At 57.9% G+C, this 22,313-nt stretch carries 20 protein-coding genes; 8 read left to right on the top strand and 12 right to left on the bottom strand.

Annotation, left to right across the window (positions count from 1 at the left end; genetic code table 11):
• Positions 1-39 precede the first annotated feature (39 nt).
• Together CWI75_RS04500 and CWI75_RS04495 are read right to left on the bottom strand one after the other, a co-directional pair.
• The gene (locus CWI75_RS04500) at positions 40-363 is read right to left on the bottom strand and encodes a cupin domain-containing protein (RefSeq protein ID WP_101520297.1); all 324 of its coding nucleotides are present in this window, start codon (positions 361-363) and stop codon (positions 40-42) included.
• A 137-nt stretch (positions 364-500) separates the two neighbouring features.
• Entirely contained in the window at positions 501-1,616 is a 1,116-nt protein-coding gene (locus tag CWI75_RS04495) for a Fic family protein (protein WP_101520296.1), read from the bottom strand.
• Between the two features lie 390 nt (positions 1,617-2,006).
• Between CWI75_RS04495 and CWI75_RS04490 the strand changes: the two genes are divergently transcribed.
• The 5 genes from CWI75_RS04490 (at position 2,007) to edd (ending at position 8,038) form a co-directional block, all read left to right on the top strand.
• On the top strand, positions 2,007-3,083 hold the full coding sequence (locus tag CWI75_RS04490; protein ID WP_101520295.1) for an MBL fold metallo-hydrolase: 1,077 nt from the start codon (positions 2,007-2,009) through the stop codon (positions 3,081-3,083).
• 31 nt (positions 3,084-3,114) lie between these two features.
• Positions 3,115-4,014 carry an alpha/beta hydrolase gene (locus CWI75_RS04485; RefSeq protein WP_101520294.1) on the top strand — a complete coding sequence of 300 codons (900 nt, stop codon included), beginning with the start codon at positions 3,115-3,117 and terminating at the stop codon, positions 4,012-4,014.
• 76 nt (positions 4,015-4,090) lie between these two features.
• Entirely contained in the window at positions 4,091-5,545 is a 1,455-nt protein-coding gene (zwf, locus tag CWI75_RS04480) for a glucose-6-phosphate dehydrogenase (RefSeq protein ID WP_101520293.1), read from the top strand.
• On the top strand, positions 5,538-6,221 hold the full coding sequence (gene pgl, locus CWI75_RS04475; RefSeq protein WP_162299984.1) for a 6-phosphogluconolactonase: 684 nt from the start codon (positions 5,538-5,540) through the stop codon (positions 6,219-6,221). The genes zwf and pgl overlap by 8 nt, the downstream gene beginning before the upstream one ends.
• Positions 6,221-8,038 carry a phosphogluconate dehydratase gene (gene edd, locus CWI75_RS04470; protein WP_241521078.1) on the top strand — a complete coding sequence of 606 codons (1,818 nt, stop codon included), beginning with the start codon at positions 6,221-6,223 and terminating at the stop codon, positions 8,036-8,038. The genes pgl and edd overlap by 1 nt, the downstream gene beginning before the upstream one ends.
• 14 nt (positions 8,039-8,052) lie before the next feature.
• On the opposite strand, the gene CWI75_RS04465 is transcribed toward edd, so the two are convergent.
• From CWI75_RS04465 to CWI75_RS04445, 5 genes are read right to left on the bottom strand one after another with little or no spacing between them, the layout of a single operon-like run.
• The gene (locus CWI75_RS04465; RefSeq protein WP_101520290.1) at positions 8,053-9,240 is read right to left on the bottom strand and encodes an alginate export family protein; all 1,188 of its coding nucleotides are present in this window, start codon (positions 9,238-9,240) and stop codon (positions 8,053-8,055) included.
• A 45-nt stretch (positions 9,241-9,285) separates the two neighbouring features.
• The gene (cynS, locus tag CWI75_RS04460) at positions 9,286-9,726 is read right to left on the bottom strand and encodes a cyanase (protein WP_101520289.1); all 441 of its coding nucleotides are present in this window, start codon (positions 9,724-9,726) and stop codon (positions 9,286-9,288) included.
• A 13-nt stretch (positions 9,727-9,739) separates the two neighbouring features.
• Positions 9,740-10,618 carry an ABC transporter ATP-binding protein gene (locus CWI75_RS04455; RefSeq protein ID WP_101520288.1) on the bottom strand — a complete coding sequence of 293 codons (879 nt, stop codon included), beginning with the start codon at positions 10,616-10,618 and terminating at the stop codon, positions 9,740-9,742.
• Positions 10,619-10,626: 8 nt separating this feature from the next.
• Positions 10,627-11,457: a nitrate ABC transporter permease gene (gene ntrB, locus CWI75_RS04450; RefSeq protein ID WP_101520287.1), complete on the bottom strand. Its 831-nt coding sequence runs from the start codon at positions 11,455-11,457 to the stop codon at positions 10,627-10,629.
• The gene (locus tag CWI75_RS04445; protein ID WP_101520286.1) at positions 11,454-12,857 is read right to left on the bottom strand and encodes a CmpA/NrtA family ABC transporter substrate-binding protein; all 1,404 of its coding nucleotides are present in this window, start codon (positions 12,855-12,857) and stop codon (positions 11,454-11,456) included. The genes ntrB and CWI75_RS04445 overlap by 4 nt, the downstream gene beginning before the upstream one ends.
• Positions 12,858-13,131: 274 nt before the next feature.
• On the opposite strand from CWI75_RS04445, the gene CWI75_RS04440 reads away from it, so the two are divergent.
• Entirely contained in the window at positions 13,132-15,027 is a 1,896-nt protein-coding gene (locus CWI75_RS04440) for a sigma 54-interacting transcriptional regulator (RefSeq protein WP_101520285.1), read from the top strand.
• On the opposite strand, the gene CWI75_RS04435 is transcribed toward CWI75_RS04440, so the two are convergent.
• From CWI75_RS04435 to CWI75_RS04415, 5 genes are all read right to left on the bottom strand, one after another.
• Positions 15,017-16,216 carry an iron-containing alcohol dehydrogenase gene (locus CWI75_RS04435; RefSeq protein WP_241521077.1) on the bottom strand — a complete coding sequence of 400 codons (1,200 nt, stop codon included), beginning with the start codon at positions 16,214-16,216 and terminating at the stop codon, positions 15,017-15,019. The two genes, CWI75_RS04440 and CWI75_RS04435, sit on opposite strands and share 11 nt — an antisense overlap.
• Positions 16,217-16,282: 66 nt before the next feature.
• On the bottom strand, positions 16,283-17,470 hold the full coding sequence (locus CWI75_RS04430; RefSeq protein ID WP_101520284.1) for a GGDEF domain-containing protein: 1,188 nt from the start codon (positions 17,468-17,470) through the stop codon (positions 16,283-16,285).
• Positions 17,471-17,558: 88 nt separating this feature from the next.
• The gene (locus CWI75_RS04425) at positions 17,559-18,341 is read right to left on the bottom strand and encodes an acetoacetate decarboxylase family protein (protein ID WP_101520283.1); all 783 of its coding nucleotides are present in this window, start codon (positions 18,339-18,341) and stop codon (positions 17,559-17,561) included.
• Positions 18,342-18,413: 72 nt separating this feature from the next.
• On the bottom strand, positions 18,414-19,379 hold the full coding sequence (locus CWI75_RS04420) for a Rieske 2Fe-2S domain-containing protein (RefSeq protein WP_101520282.1): 966 nt from the start codon (positions 19,377-19,379) through the stop codon (positions 18,414-18,416).
• Positions 19,376-20,608, bottom strand: coding sequence for an amidohydrolase family protein (locus CWI75_RS04415; RefSeq protein ID WP_101520281.1), 1,233 nt, complete (start codon positions 20,606-20,608; stop codon positions 19,376-19,378). Before CWI75_RS04415 ends, CWI75_RS04420 begins: the two co-directional genes overlap by 4 nt.
• 100 nt (positions 20,609-20,708) lie before the next feature.
• Here CWI75_RS04415 and CWI75_RS04410 point away from each other — a divergent pair, with 100 nt between their 5' ends.
• Complete coding sequence (locus tag CWI75_RS04410; RefSeq protein ID WP_162299983.1) at positions 20,709-21,389, top strand: TetR/AcrR family transcriptional regulator; 681 nt, start codon at positions 20,709-20,711, stop codon at positions 21,387-21,389.
• Positions 21,390-21,422: 33 nt separating this feature from the next.
• On the top strand, positions 21,423-22,208 hold the full coding sequence (locus CWI75_RS04405) for an NUDIX hydrolase (protein ID WP_241521076.1): 786 nt from the start codon (positions 21,423-21,425) through the stop codon (positions 22,206-22,208).
• The last annotated feature ends 105 nt before the right edge of the window (positions 22,209-22,313 follow it).

The raw sequence follows: 22,313 nt of genomic DNA, 5'->3' as shown, positions 1-22,313 counted from the left end.
ATCGCCCTCGGTGCTTGCCGGGCTGGCAGTGTAGCCGGATTAGCCGGTGCTGTCGGGATGTAAATGCACCGCCAGCCACAAGGTATCCGCCTCACATTGCTCAACCTGGTGGGGGGTACCGGCGGGCAGGAACAGGTAGTCGCCCTCCCCCAGGGTAATCCGCTCCCCCGCTACCTGCATGATCGCGCCACCCCGCACCAGCAGCACCCATTCGTCCTGTGCCTGCACGTACTCAGCCGGCTGGATATCCGCGGAACTGACGATACGTTCGATCACCAGGTTGCGGTGGGCCAGGAGCGTGTCGAAGCGCTCGCCCTGGGTGGGTGCGGTGTGGCCGGTAAAAAGATTGTTCAATGTCGTCATATCCGGGTGCCGCCGTTGGTTAGCTGATTCCAAGCATAGATGCACGAAGCTGTCGTTCATCTCGCATCATATAGAGTCCCTGACCAGATGGCGTGCCGCCGCTGGGTTATCCAGTACCGTGTACTCAGCGACAATGTTCAGTTGCTGAAGACATCCCTTCCCTCACAGATATTAAGAAGCGCTGGGAAGGCATAAATGGCGGGTCGTCGACCCTGCCCTTCCTGCAGGACGATCAGCGGGCCATCGCCTTTTATCAGCTGGCGGAGCAGCCCGTGGAGGGTTTGTCGGTGGATGCCCGTCCTTCTGATAAAATCACTGCTGCTGAAAATCGGGCGGTCGAAAATACCGTCGAGCAGTAGAGAAGTATGTTGGGAGTGTGTCGTTTCTCTGATCCAGGTCTTGGTGTCTTCGTATAACGTCATGATGCAACGAACACGGTGCAGGTTGGTTTCGGACTGCTGAATGATCGCCTTGAGGAAAAACCGGATCCAACCGGTCCAGTCACCTTCAGCAGAAACAGCCGCCAGCCGCTGGTAATACTCTTCTTGATGCGACTCAAGATACTCAGAAAGATAGAACATCGGGCTGGACAGTCGTTTCCTGGAGTAGAGGAACAACGGAATCAAAAGGCGCCCAATACGCCCATTGCCGTCCTTGAAGGGGTGAAGGAGCTCAAATTGCGCGTGGACGATAGCGGTTTGTGCCAGGGCATCAAAATCCTCCAATTGCAGGTAGCGCTCAAAAAACTGGAGATGATCAGCCAATTGTAGTGGATCAGGTGGAACGAATGTTGCCTGATCTATGCTGCAGCCTGCCCGACCTATCCAGTTTTGCTCTTTCCGGAACTGGCCGGGCGATTTATGCTGGCCACGAACGCTGTCCAGTAGAATACTGTGAAGTTGTAGCAGCAGATCAAGAGTGATTGAACGCCCATCTTGCAGATACTCCTGAGACAACCGCATGGTCTTGCGGTAGTTGAGGATTTCGTTGATGTCTTCGTTCTTGTGCTGATCGAACTTCTGGCCTGCCTCCCGTTCAAGCACTTCCTCAACAGTGGCCTGGGTACCTTCGATTTTAGACGACAGCACCGCTTCCTGTTGGGTCAGGGGCGAAAGCATAACGGCGGGATTGACGATGCCTTGTAGCAGGCCACTGTATTCAGCCAGTTTCGAGTTGGCTTGCCCAACGAGGGTAATGAGCTGCCCGTAATCCAGGTTTTGTAATGGCAGGACATCCGGAGTGTAGCTTTCCATTTGACGCGCTCGCTTTTATGTATGAAATATTAGGTCTTGAGATACACAAAAATTATTGCGTACAAGCTAACATACAAAAGATAACTTGTGTATGACGGTGGCGCTTTTAGAATACAAAAAGTTGATTTGTGAGGTAGGCATTTTACGTAACAGTTTTTGTATGGTATTGCAGGTTATATGGTATGCAATGACGACCTATGTCGATGTAATCGACATAGGTCGATCAGGCACTCTGCACCGGCCACCGCAGCGTCCCTAGCCGGGCGTCCCTAGCCGGGCGCCCCTAACCGGGCGTCCCTAACCGGGCGTCCTAACTGCGCCTCCCGAACTGGACATTCCCCGCGCCAACAACGAACATGTGTGCCTCTGAAAAAGCTACCGGAACCGCCCATGCTTGTTGAAAATCCCGAAACCTACCACGGCCTGCTCTATCCCTGGTCCCGTGGAGCCAACCCTGAAGCCGGTGTCCCGCAACAGGTGGCAGAGGGCATCTACTGGGTGCGTTTTCCCATGCCCATGGGGCTGGACCATATCAACCTCTGGCTGCTTGAGGATGGCGACGGCTGGACGATCGTCGACACCTGCCTGGACCTGCCCCGCTCCCGGGAAATCTGGGAACAGCTGTTTGCCGGCTTCCTGGCGGACAAGCCGGTCAAACGGGTTATTTGCACGCATATGCACCCCGACCATGTCGGCCTTGCCGGCTGGCTGACCGAGCGCTTTGACTGCCAGCTGTTGATGACCCGGGAAGAGTTCCTGATGTGTCGTTCACTGGTCGCCGATACCGGTCGCCCGGCCCCCGAGGTGGCAATACGTTTTTACCGGGCCGCGGGTTACAGCGAAGAGCAGCTGGAGAAATACCGCAAGGCCTTTGGGGGCTTCGGTCGCGCGGTGTACAAACTGCCCGACAGCTTCCGCCGTCTCAAGGATCGCGAAACCCTGACTATTGGCGGTCGTTACTGGCAGATCATTGTCGGCAGCGGCCACTCGCCCGAACACGCCTGCCTGTATTGCCCGGCCCTCAAGGTGCTTATTTCCGGTGACCAGGTATTGCCGCGCATCACCCCCAATGTGAGTGTGTTTCCCACCGAACCCGAGAGTGACCCACTGCAGGAATGGCTGCAATCCTGCGCCCGCATCCGCGAATTGCTGCCGGACGACCTGCTGGTATTGCCCTCCCATGAGGCGCCTTTCCGCGGCCTGCATGTGCGCCTGACCCAGCTGATTGAAGCCCACAAGCAGGAATTGAACCAGCTGTATGCGCATCTGGCGGAGCCCAAAAGGGTGGTCGATTGCTTCCCCGCGTTATTCAAGCGGGAGATCACCAACGACCACCTGAGCCTGGCAACCGGGGAAACCATTGCCCACCTCAACTGCCTGCTGCGACGGCGCCAGATCGCCGGTGAAACTGATGAGCACGGCGTTGACTGGTATCACCAGCTACCCGACTCGATATCCTTTGACTAGACATCAGGACTGTTGGCAGGAGCGCTGACCCATGTTGCAAACCCTCAAGGTGTGGCTATTGCGGCGCTACTACCGTTTCACCAGCCAGCGCGCCTGGCGGGGCCAGTTTACCGATGCGCCGTACAGTACCCTGCAATTGCCCGTTTCAGGAGCGGCCATAGGCGCCCGGGTCTATAGCAGCCAACAGGGGGCGGAATTGCCGCTGGTGGTGTATTTCCACGGCGGCGGGTGGGTTATCGGCGACCTCGATACCCATCATGCATTTTGCCAGCAGCTACGCCGGCACAGCGGCTGCTCGGTGGTTGCCATCGACTACCGGCTGGCGCCTGAACACCCCTGCCCCGCCGCCATAGAGGACTGCCGGGCGGCAACAGAGTGGCTGGCACAGCACCTGGAAAGCCCCGGCCCCAACAACGGCACTGTTGTGGTAGCCGGAGACAGTGCCGGGGCACACCTGGCCTGTTGCACCGCCCTCAACCCAGAACCGGCAACCCGCAGCCGCCTTGCGGGCGCACTGCTGCTGTACCCGGTGGCTGATCACTACAACGTGCCCTATCCCTCCTACATCGAACGCGCCACCGGCCAGGCACTCACCAGCAAACTGATGCGCTGGTTCTGGGACACCTGGCTGGCGGGCCAGAGTGTGGATACTGCAGCCGCGAGAGGCGCCTTTCCGTTGCGAAGCACCGAGCTTGCGCAGCTACCCGCCACCCTGCTTATCACTGCCGAATACGATCCATTGCGCGACGAGGGCCAGCGCCTGGATGAATACCTGCGCGGCGCCGGTGTCGCTGTTACCAGCGAACACTACGCACAGGCGGAGCACGGTTTTGCCTGCTCCCAGGGACCCACCGCTGATTTCCAGCATGCACTTACCCTGATCAGCCGCTGGCTGGGCAGTTTGCCGCCGGCGCAGGGCGCAGGCAGGTAAACTGATTATCTGCTAGTCTCTTTCCCAAGCCACCGGAGCCGACAGCACACCGGCAAGCTGCTAAGGACGGACGCGTATGAGCCAACTGGTTGACCTGGTAATTTTTGGGGGTACAGGGGATTTATCCACCCGCAAATTATTCCCCGCCCTGTACAAACTGCACAAACATGGCCTTGCGGACCCATTGCAGCGCATCATTGCCACCAGCCGGGGTGACATCGATACCGATACCTTTCGTTCCGAAGCCCATAGCAACCTGCAGACCCATCTGGCCGCGGAAGACTGGGATGAAGCGATATGGGAGCAGCTCTGCAGCCGCCTGCATTACGTGAGGCTGGATGCAGCCAGGTCCGATGATTACCAGACTCTTGGCAACCTGCTGGATGAAAACAGTGCCGACGTACGCCTGTTTTACCTGGCAACACTGCCGTCTCTCTATGGCACCATCAGCGCTCACCTGCAGGCGGCCGGCAGCGTCGACGAGCATAGCCGAATCGTTCTGGAGAAGCCGCTGGGGCACGACCTGGCGTCCTGTCACCAGATCAACCTCGAGGTGGCCAAAGTCTTCGGCGAAGAATCCACTTTCCGCATAGACCACTACCTGGGCAAGGAAACGGTCCAGAACCTGATGGCAGTGCGCTTTGGTAACCCCCTGTTCCACCCGGTATGGAACAACAGCTTTGTCGACAACGTGCAGATCACCGTTGCCGAAGCCATCGGTGTCGAGGGTCGCAGCGGCTACTATGCCAAGATCGGTGCGTTACGGGACATGGTGCAAAATCACTTGTTGCAGGTGCTTTCACTGGTCGCCATGGAACCACCCGCCAGCCTGGAGCCTTTCGATGTTCGCGACGAGAAAGTCAAGATACTGCGCTGCCTCGACCCCATAACAGTCGACAACGTCAAGGAGCGAACCGTGCGCGGTCGCTACGAGGCGGGGGCGGTTGAAGGCCACGCCGTATCCGGTTTCCTTGAAGATGCCGAGTACCACGAAGCCGAAGCGACTGAAACCTATGTGGCGCTCAAGGCGACCATCAGCAACTGGCGCTGGGCCGGGGTGCCGTTCTACCTGCGTACCGGCAAACGCCTCAGTCGCCGCTATTCTGAGATTGTTATCGAGTTCAAGAAGCTGCCGTTTTCCCTGTTCGCCAATGACCCCAACGAACTCACCAACAAACTGGTTATCCGCATCCAGCCGGAGGAAACCATCAGCCTGCATACGCTCAATAAAAAACCCGGGCTGACGCAAAAGCTGCGCCTGCAGCCGGTGGAATTGCACCTGACCGAAGATCCGCAACAAAAAGGTGTCAGCTATGATGCCTACGAGCGCTTGCTACTGGATGCCATCAACGGCGACCAGACCCTGTTCATGCGCCGGGACGAAGTGGAAACGGCCTGGCGCTGGATTGATTCCGTGATCGCCGCCTGGGACGAGGCCGGGCCTCCCATCAAACCCTACAATTCAGGCACCATGGGTCCGGGGGCTGCTACCGCCCTGGTCGCGGTGGATGGTCGCAACTGGTATGAATGACTGGCAGATCTTCGAAACCCGCACTGAACTCGACGACGCTTTGGCCGGTCATCTGGCAGCCGCGCTGTCCGCCGATCTCACGAGGCAACCGCGTAGCAGCATCGCCCTGTCCGGGGGCAGTACCCCCAAGGGCATGTTCCAGCGACTGTCGGCGGCGGACCTGGAGTGGCCCCGGGTGGATATCACCCTGGTGGACGAGCGCTGGGTGGACTACGGCCATCCCGATTCCAACGCCGAACTGGTGCGTAACTGCCTGCTGCAGGGCCCGGCCGCCAGCGCCCGATTCCTCGGCCTGAAAACCACGACCCCGGACATTACCGCGGCCGTGCCAGCGGTGACTGAAGCACTAGCGAAACTGCAGCGGCCCTTTACCGCGGTGGTGCTGGGCATGGGAGGCGACGGCCACACCGCATCCTGGTTTCCGCAGGCAAGCAATCTGCCCGAGTTGCTCGACCCGAATAATGCTGTCCGGGTGGCGGCTACAGACCCCGTCACTGCGCCGCACCTGCGAATGACACTGACCCTGGCTGCGGTACTCGACAGCCACCGTATCCATCTTCACATCACCGGCGACGACAAGCGCACCGTGCTTGAATCCGCCGTGGCCGCGGGTTATCCCGTGGCCAGCATCCTCACCCAGACCGTCACTCCCGTTACCATATGGTGGGCCCCCTGATGATTGATCCCAGACTCGATGCTATTACCCGTCGCATTGCCGAACGCAGCGCCAGTTCCCGGCAGGCCTATTTGTCCCGTATTGATGAAATGCGCAGGGAGGGCCCCCAGCGCGGCAACCTCTCCTGCAGTAACCTCGCTCATGCGTTTGCCGCCAGTGAACCTGAAGACAAACAGTCCCTCAAGCTCACTGAAGCGGCCAATATCGGCATTGTCACCTCTTATAACGATATGCTGTCGGCACACCAGCCCCTGGGTGCCTATCCCGACATCATCAAGCGAGCGGCCAACAGTGTGGGTTGCACCGCCCAGGTGGCCGGGGGAGTTCCGGCCATGTGCGATGGGGTGATCCAGGGCACCCCGGCGGGAGAGCTGTCGCTGTTCAGCCGCGATATCATTGCCGCGGCCACCGCCATTTCCCTCTCCCACAACATGTTTGACGGCGCGCTGTGCCTGGGTGTGTGCGACAAGATCTTACCGGGGCTGCTGATTGGCGCCTTGAGTTTTGGTCATCTACCGGTGATATTTGTGCCCGGCGGGCCAATGACCAGCGGCCTGAGCAATCCCGAAAAAGCCAAAGTGCGACAGCTGTTTACCGAGGGCAAGGCAAGCCGCGAGGAACTCCTTGAAGCCGAGTCCGCCGCCTATCACGGTAAAGGCACCTGTACCTTCTATGGCACCGCCAACAGCAACCAGATGCTGATGGAAGTGATGGGCCTGCACATACCTGGTGCCGCCTTTGAGCCCACCGGCACGGTCCTGCGCGAACGCCTCACCGAGGCCGCGGCACAACGTGTATGCAAGATCACCGCCCTGGGCAGGGAATACATACCGCTGGCCGAGATCGTCGATGAAAAGAGTATCGTCAATGCGATGGTCGGGCTGCTCGCCACGGGTGGCTCCACCAACCACAGCATTCACTGGGTTACCATTGCCCGCGCCGCCGGTATCATCATTGACTGGCAGGATTTCAGCGAGTTGTCCGCCATCACCCCACTGGTGAGCCATATCTACCCCAACGGCAGTGCCGATGTGAACCATTTTCACGCGGCCGGTGGCAGCGCCTACGTGATTCGCACACTGCTCGATAGCGGCCTGCTGCACGAGGATGTCAATACCAACTGGGGTCCCGGACTGCGCAATTACACCCTGGAGCCACGGCTGCAGGATGGGATACTCCACCATGTGGAGGGCGCTGCGGAAAGTGCGGACCTTGAGGTTCTGCGCCCGGCAACCGACCCCTTTGACAGGGAAGGGGGCCTGCGCCTGCTGGAGGGTAACCTGGGGCGCAGCGTAATCAAGGTGTCCGCCGTTGCGCCGGAGCACCGCACCGTCGAAGCCCCGGCTCGGGTATTTGCCAGCCAGCAGGCTTTCCAGGCAGCATTTGAGGCCGGTGAGCTCAACCGTGACGTGATAGCGGTAGTGCGATTCCAGGGCCCTCATGCCAATGGGATGCCGGAACTGCACAAACTTACCCCCTATCTTGGCAGTTTGCAGGACCGGGGTTACCGGGTTGCACTGGTGACCGATGGCCGCATGTCCGGCGCGTCGGGCAAGATCCCCGCCGCCATCCACGTGAGCCCGGAAGCACTGGCGGGAGGACCACTGGCGCGGGTGCGCGATGGTGATGTGATCAGGCTGGACTGTGAGTCCTCCGAGCTGCAGGCTCTGGTACCGGCGGATGAATGGCGCGAGCGCAAACCCGTGCGTAATGATGCGGAGGCCAGAACCTATGGCCTGGGGCTGGAATTGTTTGGGTTCATGCGCAATGCCATTAATGAAGCTGAAGCGGGTGCGACGGTTTTCAACGGCAACTGATACCGGTACCGCTGCTAAAAGGTGACCTCGGCCATCAACCACAACTTGCTGGTGTCAGTGGCAAAGCCATCTGCACTGTAGTCGGCATATTTCACCAGGAGACTGACCGGCCCAACCTTGGTGCCAACGTTAAAACCAATTTCCGAACCCAGGTCCATGCTGCCCTCGTCGGCACGCAGATCGTGGTATACCACACCCACCTTGAAGGCACCCAGCGTGGTACCGACACTCAGGTAAATGTCTTCCACACCCACCGCAGGAGTGGCGAGAAACTTGTCAGCCCAGCCCTGGAAAAGGTGCAAAGTAGCCAGCGGTGTCGCGAAGGCGGTACCCCCGTCGTCAGATCCCAATAACTCGTAGCCCAGCTTGACGTTCACAGTACCCACTTTCGCCATAGCTTCTAACAGCACGTAATCCGCCGAATAATCATTGGGATTATCCCCGGCATCGGTCTGCTCCGCGTATTCCAGGTTGTAGCTGAATTGGTCGTTGATGCGCCCTTCCCAGCGCACGCCGACGGTGTCACTGGCCAGGGCGCGCGCACTCTCGTTGTCAATGAGGTAACCATAGGCGATCAGCTTGCCCGCTTCCCAACCGCTGAAAGCGGCGTTGAGCAGATGCGTGCTGTGCGTGTGATCCCCCGCAGCAATATCCTCCCCAAAGATACGATTTACATTGTGAACATACGCATAGAATACAGAGAGGTCATCAACACCATTGTTGGTCACGGAAAAACCGTCATAAGTCTGCTCATTCTGGCGCCAGGCGACCCCGCCAACAAAGCGCTGGTTATCCAGCACGATACGCTGGCGGCCATACTTTACCAGCGTATCCGCACCCTGATAGGACAGGTAAGCCTGGTTGACCTCAGTACCTTCCGGGTCTGCAATCACGGCGGTGCCGGTATTAATGCCGGTACCATCGTTGTAGTCAACTGTACTGATTGCAGTAATGTCGTCCGCTTCCAGCAACATGCCAAACCCACCGTAACGGCCTGAGGTGAAGGTCAGCCGGGTTTTGTTGGTCAGGGCGTCAGAATTACTGACCCCGTCCTGGCTTACGTCTTCGTAACGCAACCGCAGCTTGAATTTGATATCGCTGTCGGCGAAAGCCCCGGCAATGCTTTCAGCGGCCAGGGCTGAGGGTGTTGACAGCGCAGCCGCTACTGCCATGCAAGGCAGATATCTATGGAACGTTTTCATGATGTGGTTCTCCGCATACCGGGAAGTAAATGGTGGAGTAGCTGGCTACCATTGCTTATAGGGAAGGAACTTGCCGTCCATGGTGACAATCACACGATCACCCCTGGGGTTATCTTCCTTGTCGATGGTCATGGTGAAGTCGATGGCGCTCATAATGCCGTCGCCGCATTTCTCGTGGATAAGCTCTTTCATGGTGGTGCCGTAAACGCCGACTATTTCGTAAAGACGATAGACCAGCGGATCCTGGGGCACGGCCTGTTCCCAGCTTTTAGTCGGATAGGCCATGAGTGCCGCCACCGCTGTGGACGGCAGTTCAAGCAGCTCCACGAGAGCCTTTGCTGCGGTTTCGGGTGCTGAGTTCATGCCCAGGCAAACCGAAGTTGTCCACACCGGTGACATGCCAATCGCTGCGGCAATACCCTCCCAGGTAAGCCCCCTGGCGGCTTTTTCCAAAACGATGGCTTCAATAAGATCGGTTTTGTTCATGGTGGTAGTCCTTTTAGGCGTTAACAGCATGGGGAAGTGGTCCCCCGCTGGCTTCCCGGATGGGATTGATGATTGCTGGAGCAGCACTGGTGGTAGCGGTTCGCGCGGCCTCCGAGCGGTTCACCAGAAAATCGAGAAGGTGGTTGCGAAGACTGTAGTAGCCCGGCTGGTTAATAACGGTGCCGCGTTTGCGCGGTCGCGGCAGATCGACCACCACATCTTCCGCGATCACCGCCTCCGGCCCATTACTCATCAGCAGGATACGGTCGGCCAGCAGAATGGCTTCATCGACATCGTGGGTAATCATGAAAACCGTTTGCGCAGTGCTGGCACAGATACTCACCAGCTCATCCTGAATGACCCCGCGGGTCAGCGCGTCGAGTGCGCCGAAAGGTTCATCCAGCAGCAACAGCTTGGGCTGGGTGGCAAAGGCGCGAGCAATCGAGACCCTTTGCCGCATACCCCCTGAAAGCTGCCCGGGTTTGCGGTGTTCTACCTCTTGCAGGCCTACCATATGGAGGTATTCATGACTGTGTTCGCGGATCTTTTGCCGGGACCACTTCGGCCAGCGAGCGCGAACGCCGAAGATGATATTGTCGAGAGCCGACAGCCAGGGGAGCAGCGAATAGTTCTGGAAGACGACGCCGCGATCAAGGCTGGGGCCGGACACTTCTTTCCCGTCCATGATCACAACCCCTTCGGTGGGCGCATCAAGTCCGGAAAGCGCATTCATGATGGTGGATTTACCACAGCCGGAGTGACCGATGATGCAAACAAACTCCCCACGCTCAATCCCGAAACTGATGTCCTCGAACACAGTCAGGCTCTTATTACGGCCGGCAATGGGAAACCGTTGGGCAAGGTTTTCAACCTGTAAAAAACGTTTTTTCATTTGTCGAACTACTCCTGGTACTGAATAAGTCGGGTAAGAGCGCTGAGCCCAAGGTCCAGCAACATCCCGACCAGGCCGATCATGAGAATGGAAAAGATCACGCTGGTCAGGTCCAGATTGTTCCATTCATTCCAGACGTAATAGCCAATACCGGTACCCCCAACGAGCATTTCCGCGGCGACGATCACCAGCCAGGCGATGCCGATGGAAATCCGCATACCAGTAAGAATGGTGGGTGCTGCGGCGGGCAGGATCACCGTGAAGGCGGTTCGCAACTGGCTGAGCTGGTGGGTTCGGGCAACATTGACCCAATCACTGCGCACACCAGCCACACCAAATGCGGTGTTCAGCAGCATTGGCCAGATTGAGCAGATAAAGATCACGAAAATCGCCGAGGCCTCGGCATCCTTGATAATAAACAGCGCCAGCGGCATCCACGCCAGTGGTGAAATCGGCCGTAATACCTGGATATAAGGATTCAGGGCCCGGTACATCAATGGCGACATGCCGATAAGAAAACCCAGTGGTATCGCCACCATCGCCGCCATCAGGTAACCCGTGAGCACCCGGTAGAGTGAATAACCCAACTGAATGCCTATGCCCTTGTCATTGGGACCAGCGTCATAGAATGGGTCACTCAGCTCCTGCCACGCACGTACTATCACGTCAGATGGTGGTGGTACCCGTGCCTTCTGCACATTTGTACCCATCAGTAACTCGTATTCAGTGAGATTCTCCTGCGCAACCACATCAGCCTCAGAGGACACCTCCCACATGCCCAGCGCGGCAACCAGAAATACCAGCGACAGCACTGCGGCCCTTATATTAAGCGACATCATCTGCTGGATCTCCGGATCGGAAAACTCTCGATATACTCCTCAGGCTTCGTGTAATCGAAGGTCTTGCCCATGATGGTGTGGCTCGCATAGGTGGCTGAAGGCGCCTCGTAACCCAAGTCCTTCATCACATTGCCGCAGTCGGTAGCCAGATAGACCTGCTCGGCGATTTTCTGGTAATCGATATCCTCTTCCACATAACCCCAGCGCTTCATCTGGGTGAGAATCCACACCGCCATTGAGTGCCATGGGAACGGATCAAAATCAATCCGGTCTGGTTCGTTCATGACCCCACCCAGGCCATCGGCGTAGCGGCCCGTCAGGACCTGCTCGATCACGGGTACCGGTTGATTCAGGTAATTGGTCGGCGCAATTGCCGCGGAAATTTCCTTGCGGTTCTCGTGCTGTGCCGAGTAGTGGGTGGCGTCGACAATGGCCTTGAACAGTGCACTGTAGGTATTGGGGTTGGTGGCGGCAAATTCCTGGCTGCAGGCGAAGGCGCAACAGGGGTGACCCTCCCAGATATCCCTGGTCAGCATGTGAATGAAACCGACTTTTTCCCAGACAGCGCGCTGGTTGAACGGGTCTGGTGACAGGTAACCGTCCAGGTTGCCGGCGCGCAGGTTTGCTACCATTTCTGGCGGTGGGACTACCCTGATCTGAATATCAACATCCGGGTCCAGGCCATGTTCTGCAACGTAATAACGCAACAGAAAGTTATGCATGGAGTATTCAAACGGTACCCCGAACTTGAAGCCTTTCCACTGCTTTGGATCCCGCTTGTCCTTGTGGTCCGTGTGGAGCACGATTGCCTGGCCGTTGATGTTTTCCACCGCGGGCATAATGAATGGCTTTGGACTGGAGCCGGCACCCAACGTCATGGCGAGCGGCATTGGTGTCAGCATGTGGGCAGCATCGTATTCACCCGACATTGACTTGTCGCGGGAAATCGCCCAGCCGGCAGTCTTTACCAACTCAACATCGAGGCCATAGCGCTCATAAAAACCCATGGGGTGCGCCATGATAATGGGCGTGGCACAGGTGATGGGTACAAAACCAACCGTGAGCCTGGTTTTTTCCAGCGCGCCAATCGAGTCTTTTACCGCTGCCTTGACCGCATTAATCGGCAGGATGCTGGCCAGTGCCGCTGCCAGCGTGCCGCCGCCCACTGTGCCGAGAAACTGTCTGCGGCTGAAGTCATTCTGTTTGAATATACCGCGCACAATGGCATTTTCCACCGCCCGGTCCATCATCTCTTCGCGAGTCTGTGGGGCACTGGCTTCTACGGCAGGCTCACTGTGAGCCTGGCCACCATGGCTGGGGCACTGGCCACACTCGCAACCGCGGGGGTGAATCAGCGATACATCGCGATCATACGGATCGCCAAGACTCTTGTTACTCATGAAAACTCTCCTGGTCAGGCCGGGCATGCGCACCCAAATAGTGCACATGGATTTAGGAAGCCGTCCGGTGACTGAACATCCGGATTACCTGAACTCTCTAAAGCGATTAACGTGCCAACTTTTATATTTTCGTAAGTCATTGAATTATTGAATTAATTTATCCGCTGACCGGAAGCCTGGAATCACGATTTTTCGTGTATCACGATTTTTCGGGCAAGTTGGCACGATTCTTCGTTGTAAAAGTTTTTCGAGACAGGAAGGAGGGGTATTTAAAATGCCGTCAACGTTACAGAGTCTGATCGGTAACCTTCCCGAGGCGATAGTCATCATCGACCCCGTCCGGGACCGGTTTATCTGTGCCAACAACCTCGCCTGTGAGCTTTTTGGCAGGACTGATACTGACTTGATGCAACGACCTGTAAGCAGTAATTTTCGCAATAGTCTGCCGCAGCTGTGCGTTTTCACCGAAGCGCTCTTGCACAGGGGCGTGGGTATGATGCAGGAAATCAGCGCCGTGCGGGCCTGCGGCAAGGAACTTGAACTTGAGGTTAATGGCAGCGCCTTCACGCTGGAGGGGAACGACCAGCTGGTAACATTTTGCATGCGCGACAAGAGCTGGTATCGACAGTGGCGGGAGCATAGCAATGCGCAGCACCATCACCGGTCGGGCCTGCTGCACTGGCAGCGCATGCATCAGGTGTTTGAAAATATAGAACGGGAAAACCAGCTTATCCTGAGCGCGGCCGGCGAAGGTATTTACGGCGTTGACGCCGATGGTTGTGCCACCTTCGTCAACCCCGCCGCCGAGCGTCTGCTGGGATGGAAAGCTGAAGACCTGATTGGCCACAATATTCATACTGCCATTCACCACACCCATCCCGACGGCTCGGATTACTGTGTTGGCGACTGCCCTATTATGGCAGCATTCAAGGACGGCGCCGTTCGACAGGTAGACGATGAGGTATTCTGGCGCAAGGATGGCAAGCCGATTCCGGTTGAATATACCAGCACCCCGATCCTGGATAACGGCCACCTGGTAGGCGCTGTGGTGCTGTTTCGCGATGTCTCCGAACGCAAGATTGCCGAAGTGAAATTGCGCTCCGCACTGGAGGAAGTAGAGCGGCTCAAACACAAGCTGGAGTTGGAAAACGCCTACCTGCAGGAAGAGATAAGTGAAAGCTATAACTTCCACCACATTATCGGGCGCAGCCATCCGATACAGCAGATCATCAAACAGATCCAGCTGGTGGCACCCACCGTGGCAACCGTACTCATAACCGGCGAATCCGGCACCGGCAAAGAGCTGATCGCCCGTGCCATTCACCATGGGTGTGACCGTAACAGCAGACCCCTGGTGCGGGTCAACTGTGCCGCAATACCGCGAGACCTGTTCGAGAGCGAGTTTTTTGGCCACATCCGCGGCGCTTTTTCAGGCGCTTTGAACGACCGTCTGGGTCGCTTCGAGGTAGCCGACGGCGGCACACTGTTCCTGGACGAGGTAGGAGAGCTGCCGCTGGAACTTCAGGGCAAACTGTTGCGCGTGTTGCAGGATGGTGAGTTTGAACGAGTTGGAGAGTCCACTACCCGCAGCGTCGACGTAAGGGTAATTGCAGCCACCAACAAGAATCTCAAGCAAAAGGTGACCGATGGTCTGTTTCGGGAAGACCTGTACTTCCGCCTGAACGTATTTCCCATTCACTCAGTGCCACTGCGGGAACGCCTTGATGATATTCCGCTGCTCACCACCCACTTCCTGAAAAAAATCTGCCAGCGCTTCCACAAACCGGAGCTGAAGATATCCCTTGCCCAGGCACAACGACTGCAAAGCCATAACTGGCCGGGCAACATCAGGGAACTGGAAAACCTCATTGAACGCCAGGTTATTCTAAGTCGAGGTGACAAGCTCAGGCTGGAGGCACCAACCGCCACAAACCACCAACCCGAACCACTGGCGGCACCGCAGGAACATGACCTGGTTACCGAACAGGACTGCAGGAGTTTACGTCACCGGGCTATTACCGGCGCTCTCCGGCAAACCGGCGGTAAAATCTACGGACCCGACGGGGCGGCCCGAATAATGGGAATAAAACCCACCACACTGGCCTCACGGATGAGAAAACTGGGCATACAGCGTGACCAGTTCACCCCCAACTCCAGCCTCAGCCGGTGATCTTGCGCAGGATGTCCATGGTGCCTTCCCGGTCCAGCAGTTTTGGTACCGGGTAACCCTCGCACTCGGCCATCGCCAGTTCACACAGGCGGTCATAATCCTCGGGCTTGATCTTGTCGGACGTCTCGGGAATGTTAACCGCGGCGCGCAGGTCGCGCACTGCCTGGATAAAGGCGTCGGCCAGCTGTTCCTCGGAATCACCGGGCTGCCCTGCACCCACCAGCCGGGCAAGCTCCGCCAGCCGGCTGCGCGCTTCCACCCGGCAGAACTCAAGCACGTGGGGTAATACCAGGGAATTGGCCAGGCCGTGGGGAATACCGTACTTGCCGCCGACCTGGTGGGCTATGGCGTGCACGTTGCCGACATTCACCTGGTTTATGGCAATACCCGCATAGTAGGCCGCGATGGACATGGCCTCCCGCGCCTCACGATTGGAGCCGTCGTTACAGGCTGTCAGCAGGTGCTCAAACACCAGTTTAATCGCAGCGCCGGCGTGTTCGAGTCGCGTACCGCGATCCCAGACGCAAATATAGGCCTCGATACCGTGAGTGAGCGCATCCATACCGGTGGCGGCGGTGATCGGTGCGGGTAAGCCCAGCAGCAGATCAGGGTCAAGGGCGGCGGCGGCCGGCAACAGCGAAGCGCCGGAAATAATCGACTTTTCGTGGCTGACACTGTCGGAAATAACGGCCCCCATGGTGGCTTCCGAGCCTGTGCCCGAGGTGGTGGGAATGGCGTAGAGCGTGGGCATTTCATGCTTGACCTTGCCAAACCCGACCCAGTTCCGCGGGTCTTCCTCGCTGGTCGAAGAGGCGGCAATCAACTTGGCGGCATCAATGGAGGAGCCCCCGCCAACCGCCAGCACCGCATCGCAGGCGTGTTCGCGCATCATCGCACGCCCGGAGGCAACCTGTTCGAATGTGGGGTCGGGCATTACCTCGTCAAAAATTACAACCTCTACCCCGACCTCGGCGAACGCGGCAGTAGCCTGGTCCACAATACCCAGGTCCCGCAGTGGCTTGTCGGTCACCACCAGCACTTTTTTAACACCGGTCCGGGCGATATGCCGGCACAGCTGGGCAGCACTGCCGCTACCGGCAAAAGCCATGTAAGTGGCGCTGGGAGCGAAGTTTACCGCTACCTTCATCAGGGTGAGATAAAGTGAGTGTTTCAGTTTGCGCATAGACATAGCTATTGGAGCTCCATATTACTCTGGGATTATCGTTATTGGGATTCGGGTGACAGTATGGCCAAATCAGGGCTGGGAAACCATCCCTGGCAGATTGCGATCCGCGGCAACGGTAAAGCCATCCCGACCAGTGTCCTTGGCATGGTAGAGCGCGGCATCCGCCCGCGTCATCAGTTCTTCGATACTACCATCATCCTGCCACTCGGCAATGCCGAAACTGGCGGTGATGGAAATCCGCTGCTGTCCTTCCAGCAAGGGCTGCTCGAGCATCGCCTTGCGTATCCGGGATATCATCTGCCGGGCGTCTACTGCACTGGCGCCGCCCATGATGACGGCAAATTCCTCACCGCCAATACGACCGATCGTATCCTGTTGCCGCACGCAACCCCGCAGGGTTTCAGCGAAGTGAGCGAGTACATGATCGCCGATCGTGTGGCCGTAGCGATCATTAATACGCTTGAAAAAATCGATATCCGCCAGCACCAGGGTAAGTGGCCTACCTTCACGCTGGGCCCCTGCGAGCAATACGCCTGCCGCGATGAGAAACCCCCGCCGATTGGCAACGTCCGTCAACTGATCTGTAGTAGCCTGCAGACGCAGGCGCGTGGCGAGGTCGGTGGCCAGCAGAAAAATGATGGTTACACCGATAGCCACGAAAAAGCTCGGCATGAAGGCAAAGTTAACCAGGTTGTAAAGGGCGCCAACTTGCTCGGAGGGGGCCGCCCCGAATTGCAGCGCAATCGCCGCCGCCACACCCTGGGCGAGCCCGAACAGGAAGTGCACACCGGCGGCAACCCGCTGCGGCAGCAATGGTTGCGGACCATGGCGCAATAACAGCCAGCTGATATGCGCCATGGCAACAAAGACGAATGCCGGGCCCAGGGCAACACGCAGATCCATTCGTGGAATCAGCAGCGTAAAGATGGTCTGGGTAACCGCCAGCAACATGAAAACAACAAACGCCTGCGACCAGCGGGTCTCGAGACCAAGACGTTCCCGGTGCCCCCAGGTAATCGCAATCACCAGGACGTACGAGGCAAAGTTCGCGGTGAGCCAGTAGGCTTCATCGACAGGGAACCAGGCCCGAACGACATTCACGAAATACTGGAACATGGCCAGCAAATACGCCACCGTCCAGACAAGGGCGTGTCGTGGCCGCCCGAACAAACGCCAGGCCATATAACTTGCGCCAGCGAAGACTCCGCTGATAACCACCAGCGATAACTGCAAAACCAATACAGCGTTAAAGTCCATGGTCTATTCAGGCACCGAAACGAAGGACCGTGATAATGGCCCAGCAGCCTCCCTGGATCAACCCCGGCGTTCGTTCACCTGGCAGGGATCAACTCCGGCGAGGGCCACCGTTGGTGCCGGGCCAGCGTGAACCGGAGATGGTGTCCGCGAAAGGCATGAAGGCGTCGGGATCCAGCTTGCCGGCCAGGGTTATTTCCCGGCCCAGGAATATCGGCCACCACAGGTGAGCCGAGACCTGCTCGCGCATCGGCAGCAGGCTGGCCAGCGGATCCCAGGGGCTGTCGCGCAGCACCAGTTCACCCTCGACCGCTTCGCGCCAGGCGGTGCCATAGGTGCTGCGCACATGCACCACATGCGGCGGGAAATCATAACCGCGAGCGGGATCAGGCATCAGGCCGACCGCGCGGGAAACCTTGATCCACCATTCATTAAGCTCAAATTCCGGCGGTAATTCAGTCGCACCGGTAGAGGTTCCCCTGAACTCGGCAAAGGTATAACCCTGGTGGGTACAGCGAGCAGTCACCGAGTCACCCATGCGGTAAAAATCCGTGGTGCAGGGGTACTTGGGCTGGCCGTTAATCTCCTGGCTATTGAAAATAGCGGACTCCTGGTCAATTCCGTAACCCAGCGTATACTCACCGGCAATACCGTTATAGTCAGCATCAACCGTGGTCAGAATGCCGAACTCGGGCTCATCGGGCACCGGGAAATTGTAAATCGTCAGGGTGACATGGGGATTGGCTCCGGGCTCTATGCCCGGTGGCAGCAGAGCCGCTATCTTGTCGGGATCGGTACGATAAACAACCTTCAGCATGGGCCAGTTGGTGATGTCTCCGGGATTTCCCTGTGGGGCGCCAGTAGCATTGGACATGGTAGTCCTCCTTTTGATTGGTCTTATCGTTTCAGGGCGCAGCGAGCGCCCGTGCCAGGGCGTTTCTTCGGTTCAGGAAACTTCTCGCACATCAATGTAAAACTGCCGCACCCACTTGCGGAACATCACCAGTGACTTGTCCTCACGACAGAACACCGGCCGGTGCTTGTGCACCTTGTTGGCCCAGATCGGATAATCGTCGCCAATGCCGGCGATGATTCCCTTCATTACGTCGTCCCCGGCCAGGTCTTCAATTTCCCGGCGTACCGACAGCGTCCAGCGCAACAAGGTAGTGTGCTTGTCGATGGGCTGGGCACTGTTATAAACCAGCATCTCGGCTTCGGGGCCGTAGGAGGTGCGCACCACCGCCAGGCCGGGATTCAGCACCATGGCGTGTAGCTGGTGCGGGAAGTCCGACTGGCTGGCATCCGCACGCAGGTGCAGGGTACGGCCGTCTTCGTCAATGGTCACCTCCGACGGCGGCACGTCGGGCTGGCGGTGTACGTACTGGAAATGTACCGGGTCACAGGAATTTTCCGCGATATCCTGGATATGCGCCGGCACCTCGAATTCCGCATAGCGGGGCGCGGTCCATTTTTCATCGTCCAGCTCACCCAGCAACGGCAGGTCCCATTTCGGCGCCAGGTTTTGCGGATGGAACCAGATATAAACCTCGTTATTCTGCTCCCGGGTATGCCAGGTGCGAATTTTGGCACGCTCGGGTATTTCGTCGCAGTAGGGAATTTCCACGCAATTGCCGGTGGTGTCAAAACGCCAGCCATGGAACGGACAACGCAGGGATTCACCGATAACCCGGCCATCGACACCCAGGTGGGCACCCAGGTGCGGGCAGTAGGCATCCTGGAGTACCGCCGCACCCGAGCGGGTGCGGTACAGGGCGAATTCGCGGTCGAACGCGTGCACCCGCTTGACTTCACCAATCTGTAATTCGTGACTACGCGCTACCGAGTACCAGCCCATGGGGAATTCGGGTGTGGTATTGGTCTTGGATTCACAGGCTTCTACGATAGTGCTCATGCGGCTGCTCCTGCATTGTCAAAAATAGAGGTAGCGGGCCCGATCTTATCGGCTACCGCCTGCAATCGGGCCCGGTCCAGGCCATACCAGGCAATTGCGTTCTCGCCAAGGATCTTGCGCCCGTCCGCCTCCGGCACACCGGCAAAGGTGTCGCGGAAATAATCGCGAGTGTTGGGCCAGGTACCTTCCGGATGCGGGTAGTCGCTGCCCCACATTAGCTTGTCTACGCCGATCACGTTGCGCAAATCGATATCCTTGCGCGGCACACAGGAAGCGCCCACCGCGATATTGCGCTGGAAGTACTCGCTGGGTGACATGGACAGATGGCTGCGGAAATCCCCCAGCTTGGCGGAAAACTGCACATCGGTGTAATTGTGGTCCAGCAATCGCAGCCATGGTGGCAGCATGAACACCGTGCCCCCTTCGGTCATGACCACCTTGAGCCTGGGATAGCGCTCGAATACCCCACCCCAGAGCATGAAGGTCAGGGGCCGGTACAGCCACCACATCACCTCGGAGACATAAATGCCCATGGCGCCGGGCAATTCGTCACTGCGGTCCTCGGCGGGCCAGGTCTTGCCAAAATATTCCGGGTGCGGTGCCGGCCCGGAATGAAAGTGAACGATCACTCCGAGATCTTCGCACACGGCCCAGAAAGGGTCGTAGCGGGTATCGTGATAGGGCGCGTGCTCGCCCCACAGCGTGGGAATCATTACCGCGCGCAATCCATTGTCCACACACCAGCGCACCGCCTCCACCGCCTGCTGCACGTCCCATAACAGGGGAATGGAGGCAACGCCGATATGCCGGTCCGGATTGTTGCCACAGAATTCGGCCAGCCAGCGGTTATGGGCCATTGCACCGGCCCACTGCAGTTCCGGCACCTGGTCCCGGGGCGATAGCCCCAGGCCGGCGCCGAACGGCGGCGTGTTCATTTCGGTGATGCCATCAGGAAAGATCACCTCGGCGGCAATACCGTCATCAGTGAGCATTTTCAGGCGCTCGCGGTAATCCCAGGCACCGGTCAATTGCTGCTTGATGGGCGCGCGCCAGGCATCGTTGATCTCCTTGATCAGGAAACTCTGCTCGGCCTTTTCAGTCATCTCTATCTGCACAGGGACAGCCATATCCATGATGTCGTGATACTTTGACTCGACATAAGGCTTGTAGTCGGAGATGTGGAGCCCGGCGTGGCAGTCCGAAGACACCACTATCAAACGATCAGACATGACAATCCTCTCAAAAAACGGTTGGATGCTGCTATTATGAAAGCTATTCACCTGCGCAATATTGCACATTTGTATACAAATTAGTTTAATGGTTTTTGAAATGCAACAACATTACGGCGAATTCATGCACGTAACTGCGGCAACACCCGGACGGCGTGAAAAGCGCAAACTCGAGACCCGCGCCCGGATTGAAGATGCGGCCTATGAACTGTTCCGCCGCCAGGGAATAGAAGAAACCAGTATCGAGCAGATTTGCGCCGAAGCTGAGGTTGCACGACGCACTTTTTATGGCTATTTCCCCAACAAGCATGCCCTGCTGGGCGGGCTGGGGGTATCGCGTCTTTACAGCCAGTCGGGGCCGATGCTGCGAACCCTGATCAAGAATCACCGCACTACCCGGGCGCGCCTGGAGGCGATGATTGACTATATCGAAACCAGTTTTTCCACTTACGAGGACATCGACCGACAGCTGATTCTCGCCGCCCCCACGGTATTCGCCAATAATCCGGAGCAACAGCGCGATATCAATAATTCCGCACTGGACAGCTTTGCCCGGCTGTTCGCCGCAGGCCAGGCCCTGGGAGATACCACCCCCGCTTTCAGCCCGGAGATTCTCGCCTCAATGGTGGTGGGCACCCTCAATGTGCTCACCACCAGCTGGGCGATAGACAGCAGCTACCCGATTTTTGCCAAGCTCGAGGAGGCGCGGGAAATGTTTGAACGGGTTATTTGCGATCCCGCAGCCGTCACGACTGACCAGGGCAAACATGAATCACGCTGAATCCCGTACGACCATTGATGAGCAATACTCTCCGTGACTGAACCCGCAGCAACACCTCCAACACCCGAGCCGGCGGCCACCGTTATCATGCTGCGGCAATGCCAAGATGGTATCGAGGTATTCATGGTGGTAAGACACCAGAAAATAGATTTTGCCGGTGGCGCACTGGTATTTCCGGGCGGCAAGGTTGACCAGGCGGATAGTAGCGCCGCGCTCGCCCTTAACCTCGAGGGTGCGGCACCCGACATCAGCAATCGAGCCCTGGAGGTTGCCGCAATCCGCGAAAGCTTTGAGGAGTGCGGCATTCTGCTGGCGCGCGAAGGCACCAGTGGCAACCTCGTGAATGGTTCCCGGCTGGAGGCCCTGGGCCATTATCGGCAGGCACTACACCAGGGTGACCTCACCATTGCCGAGTTTCTGCAGCGGGAGAACCTGCGCCTGGCCTGCGATCAGCTGGCACACTTCGCCCACTGGGTGACTCCCCCCTTCATGTCGCGCCGTTTCGACACCCATTTTTTCCTGGCACGGGCTCCCCAGGACCATCTCGCCGTTCACGATGGCACGGAATCTACGGATTCAATCTGGATTAAACCGGCAGCGGCGATAGCGCGTGCCCATGACGGCCTTTACGATCTGATGTTCCCCACCCATTGTGTTCTGGACAAACTCAGCCAGTACCCGGATATCGCCAGTGCATTCAGCGCGGCCAAAACCAGCCGGGCAGTGCCCGTAACACCCTGGATTGAACAGCGCGAAGACGGTACCTGGCTCTGTATCACCAGGGATAGCGGCTACCGGTTAATCGAAATAAAAACCTGATATCAATTTGCCGGACATTATTGGCAGGCAGCCCAAAACAGACTTGCTTGCCGAGCACCGGGCGTCGCTTGACCTGCCTCACAAACAGGAGCATAACGGTAGCGA

It is taken from the genome of Kineobactrum sediminis (assembly GCF_002868715.1).
Lineage (GTDB): Bacteria > Pseudomonadota > Gammaproteobacteria > Pseudomonadales > Halieaceae > Kineobactrum > Kineobactrum sediminis.
The sequence above is the reverse complement of the archived record's forward strand: the minus strand, read 5'-3'. Positions and strand labels throughout refer to the sequence as shown.

Excerpts from the sequence above, each read along its gene's own strand:
- CWI75_RS04500 (WP_101520297.1), bottom strand. The coding sequence starts at position 363 with ATGACGACATTGAACAATCTTTTTACCGGCCACACCGCACCCACCCAG.
- edd (WP_241521078.1), top strand. The coding sequence starts at position 6,221 with ATGATTGATCCCAGACTCGATGCTATTACCCGTCGCATTGCCGAACGC.
- CWI75_RS04445 (WP_101520286.1), bottom strand. The coding sequence starts at position 12,857 with ATGAGTAACAAGAGTCTTGGCGATCCGTATGATCGCGATGTATCGCTG.
- cynS (WP_101520289.1), bottom strand. The coding sequence starts at position 9,726 with ATGAACAAAACCGATCTTATTGAAGCCATCGTTTTGGAAAAAGCCGCC.
- CWI75_RS04425 (WP_101520283.1), bottom strand. The coding sequence starts at position 18,341 with ATGTCCAATGCTACTGGCGCCCCACAGGGAAATCCCGGAGACATCACC.
- CWI75_RS04440 (WP_101520285.1), top strand. The coding sequence starts at position 13,132 with ATGCCGTCAACGTTACAGAGTCTGATCGGTAACCTTCCCGAGGCGATA.
- CWI75_RS04490 (WP_101520295.1), top strand. The coding sequence starts at position 2,007 with ATGCTTGTTGAAAATCCCGAAACCTACCACGGCCTGCTCTATCCCTGG.
- CWI75_RS04410 (WP_162299983.1), top strand. The coding sequence starts at position 20,709 with ATGCAACAACATTACGGCGAATTCATGCACGTAACTGCGGCAACACCC.
- CWI75_RS04485 (WP_101520294.1), top strand. The coding sequence starts at position 3,115 with ATGTTGCAAACCCTCAAGGTGTGGCTATTGCGGCGCTACTACCGTTTC.
- CWI75_RS04415 (WP_101520281.1), bottom strand. The coding sequence starts at position 20,608 with ATGTCTGATCGTTTGATAGTGGTGTCTTCGGACTGCCACGCCGGGCTC.
- CWI75_RS04430 (WP_101520284.1), bottom strand. The coding sequence starts at position 17,470 with ATGGACTTTAACGCTGTATTGGTTTTGCAGTTATCGCTGGTGGTTATC.
- CWI75_RS04455 (WP_101520288.1), bottom strand. The coding sequence starts at position 10,618 with ATGAAAAAACGTTTTTTACAGGTTGAAAACCTTGCCCAACGGTTTCCC.
- zwf (WP_101520293.1), top strand. The coding sequence starts at position 4,091 with ATGAGCCAACTGGTTGACCTGGTAATTTTTGGGGGTACAGGGGATTTA.
- CWI75_RS04465 (WP_101520290.1), bottom strand. The coding sequence starts at position 9,240 with ATGAAAACGTTCCATAGATATCTGCCTTGCATGGCAGTAGCGGCTGCG.
- pgl (WP_162299984.1), top strand. The coding sequence starts at position 5,538 with ATGAATGACTGGCAGATCTTCGAAACCCGCACTGAACTCGACGACGCT.
- CWI75_RS04435 (WP_241521077.1), bottom strand. The coding sequence starts at position 16,216 with ATGTCTATGCGCAAACTGAAACACTCACTTTATCTCACCCTGATGAAG.
- CWI75_RS04420 (WP_101520282.1), bottom strand. The coding sequence starts at position 19,379 with ATGAGCACTATCGTAGAAGCCTGTGAATCCAAGACCAATACCACACCC.
- CWI75_RS04495 (WP_101520296.1), bottom strand. The coding sequence starts at position 1,616 with ATGGAAAGCTACACTCCGGATGTCCTGCCATTACAAAACCTGGATTAC.
- ntrB (WP_101520287.1), bottom strand. The coding sequence starts at position 11,457 with ATGATGTCGCTTAATATAAGGGCCGCAGTGCTGTCGCTGGTATTTCTG.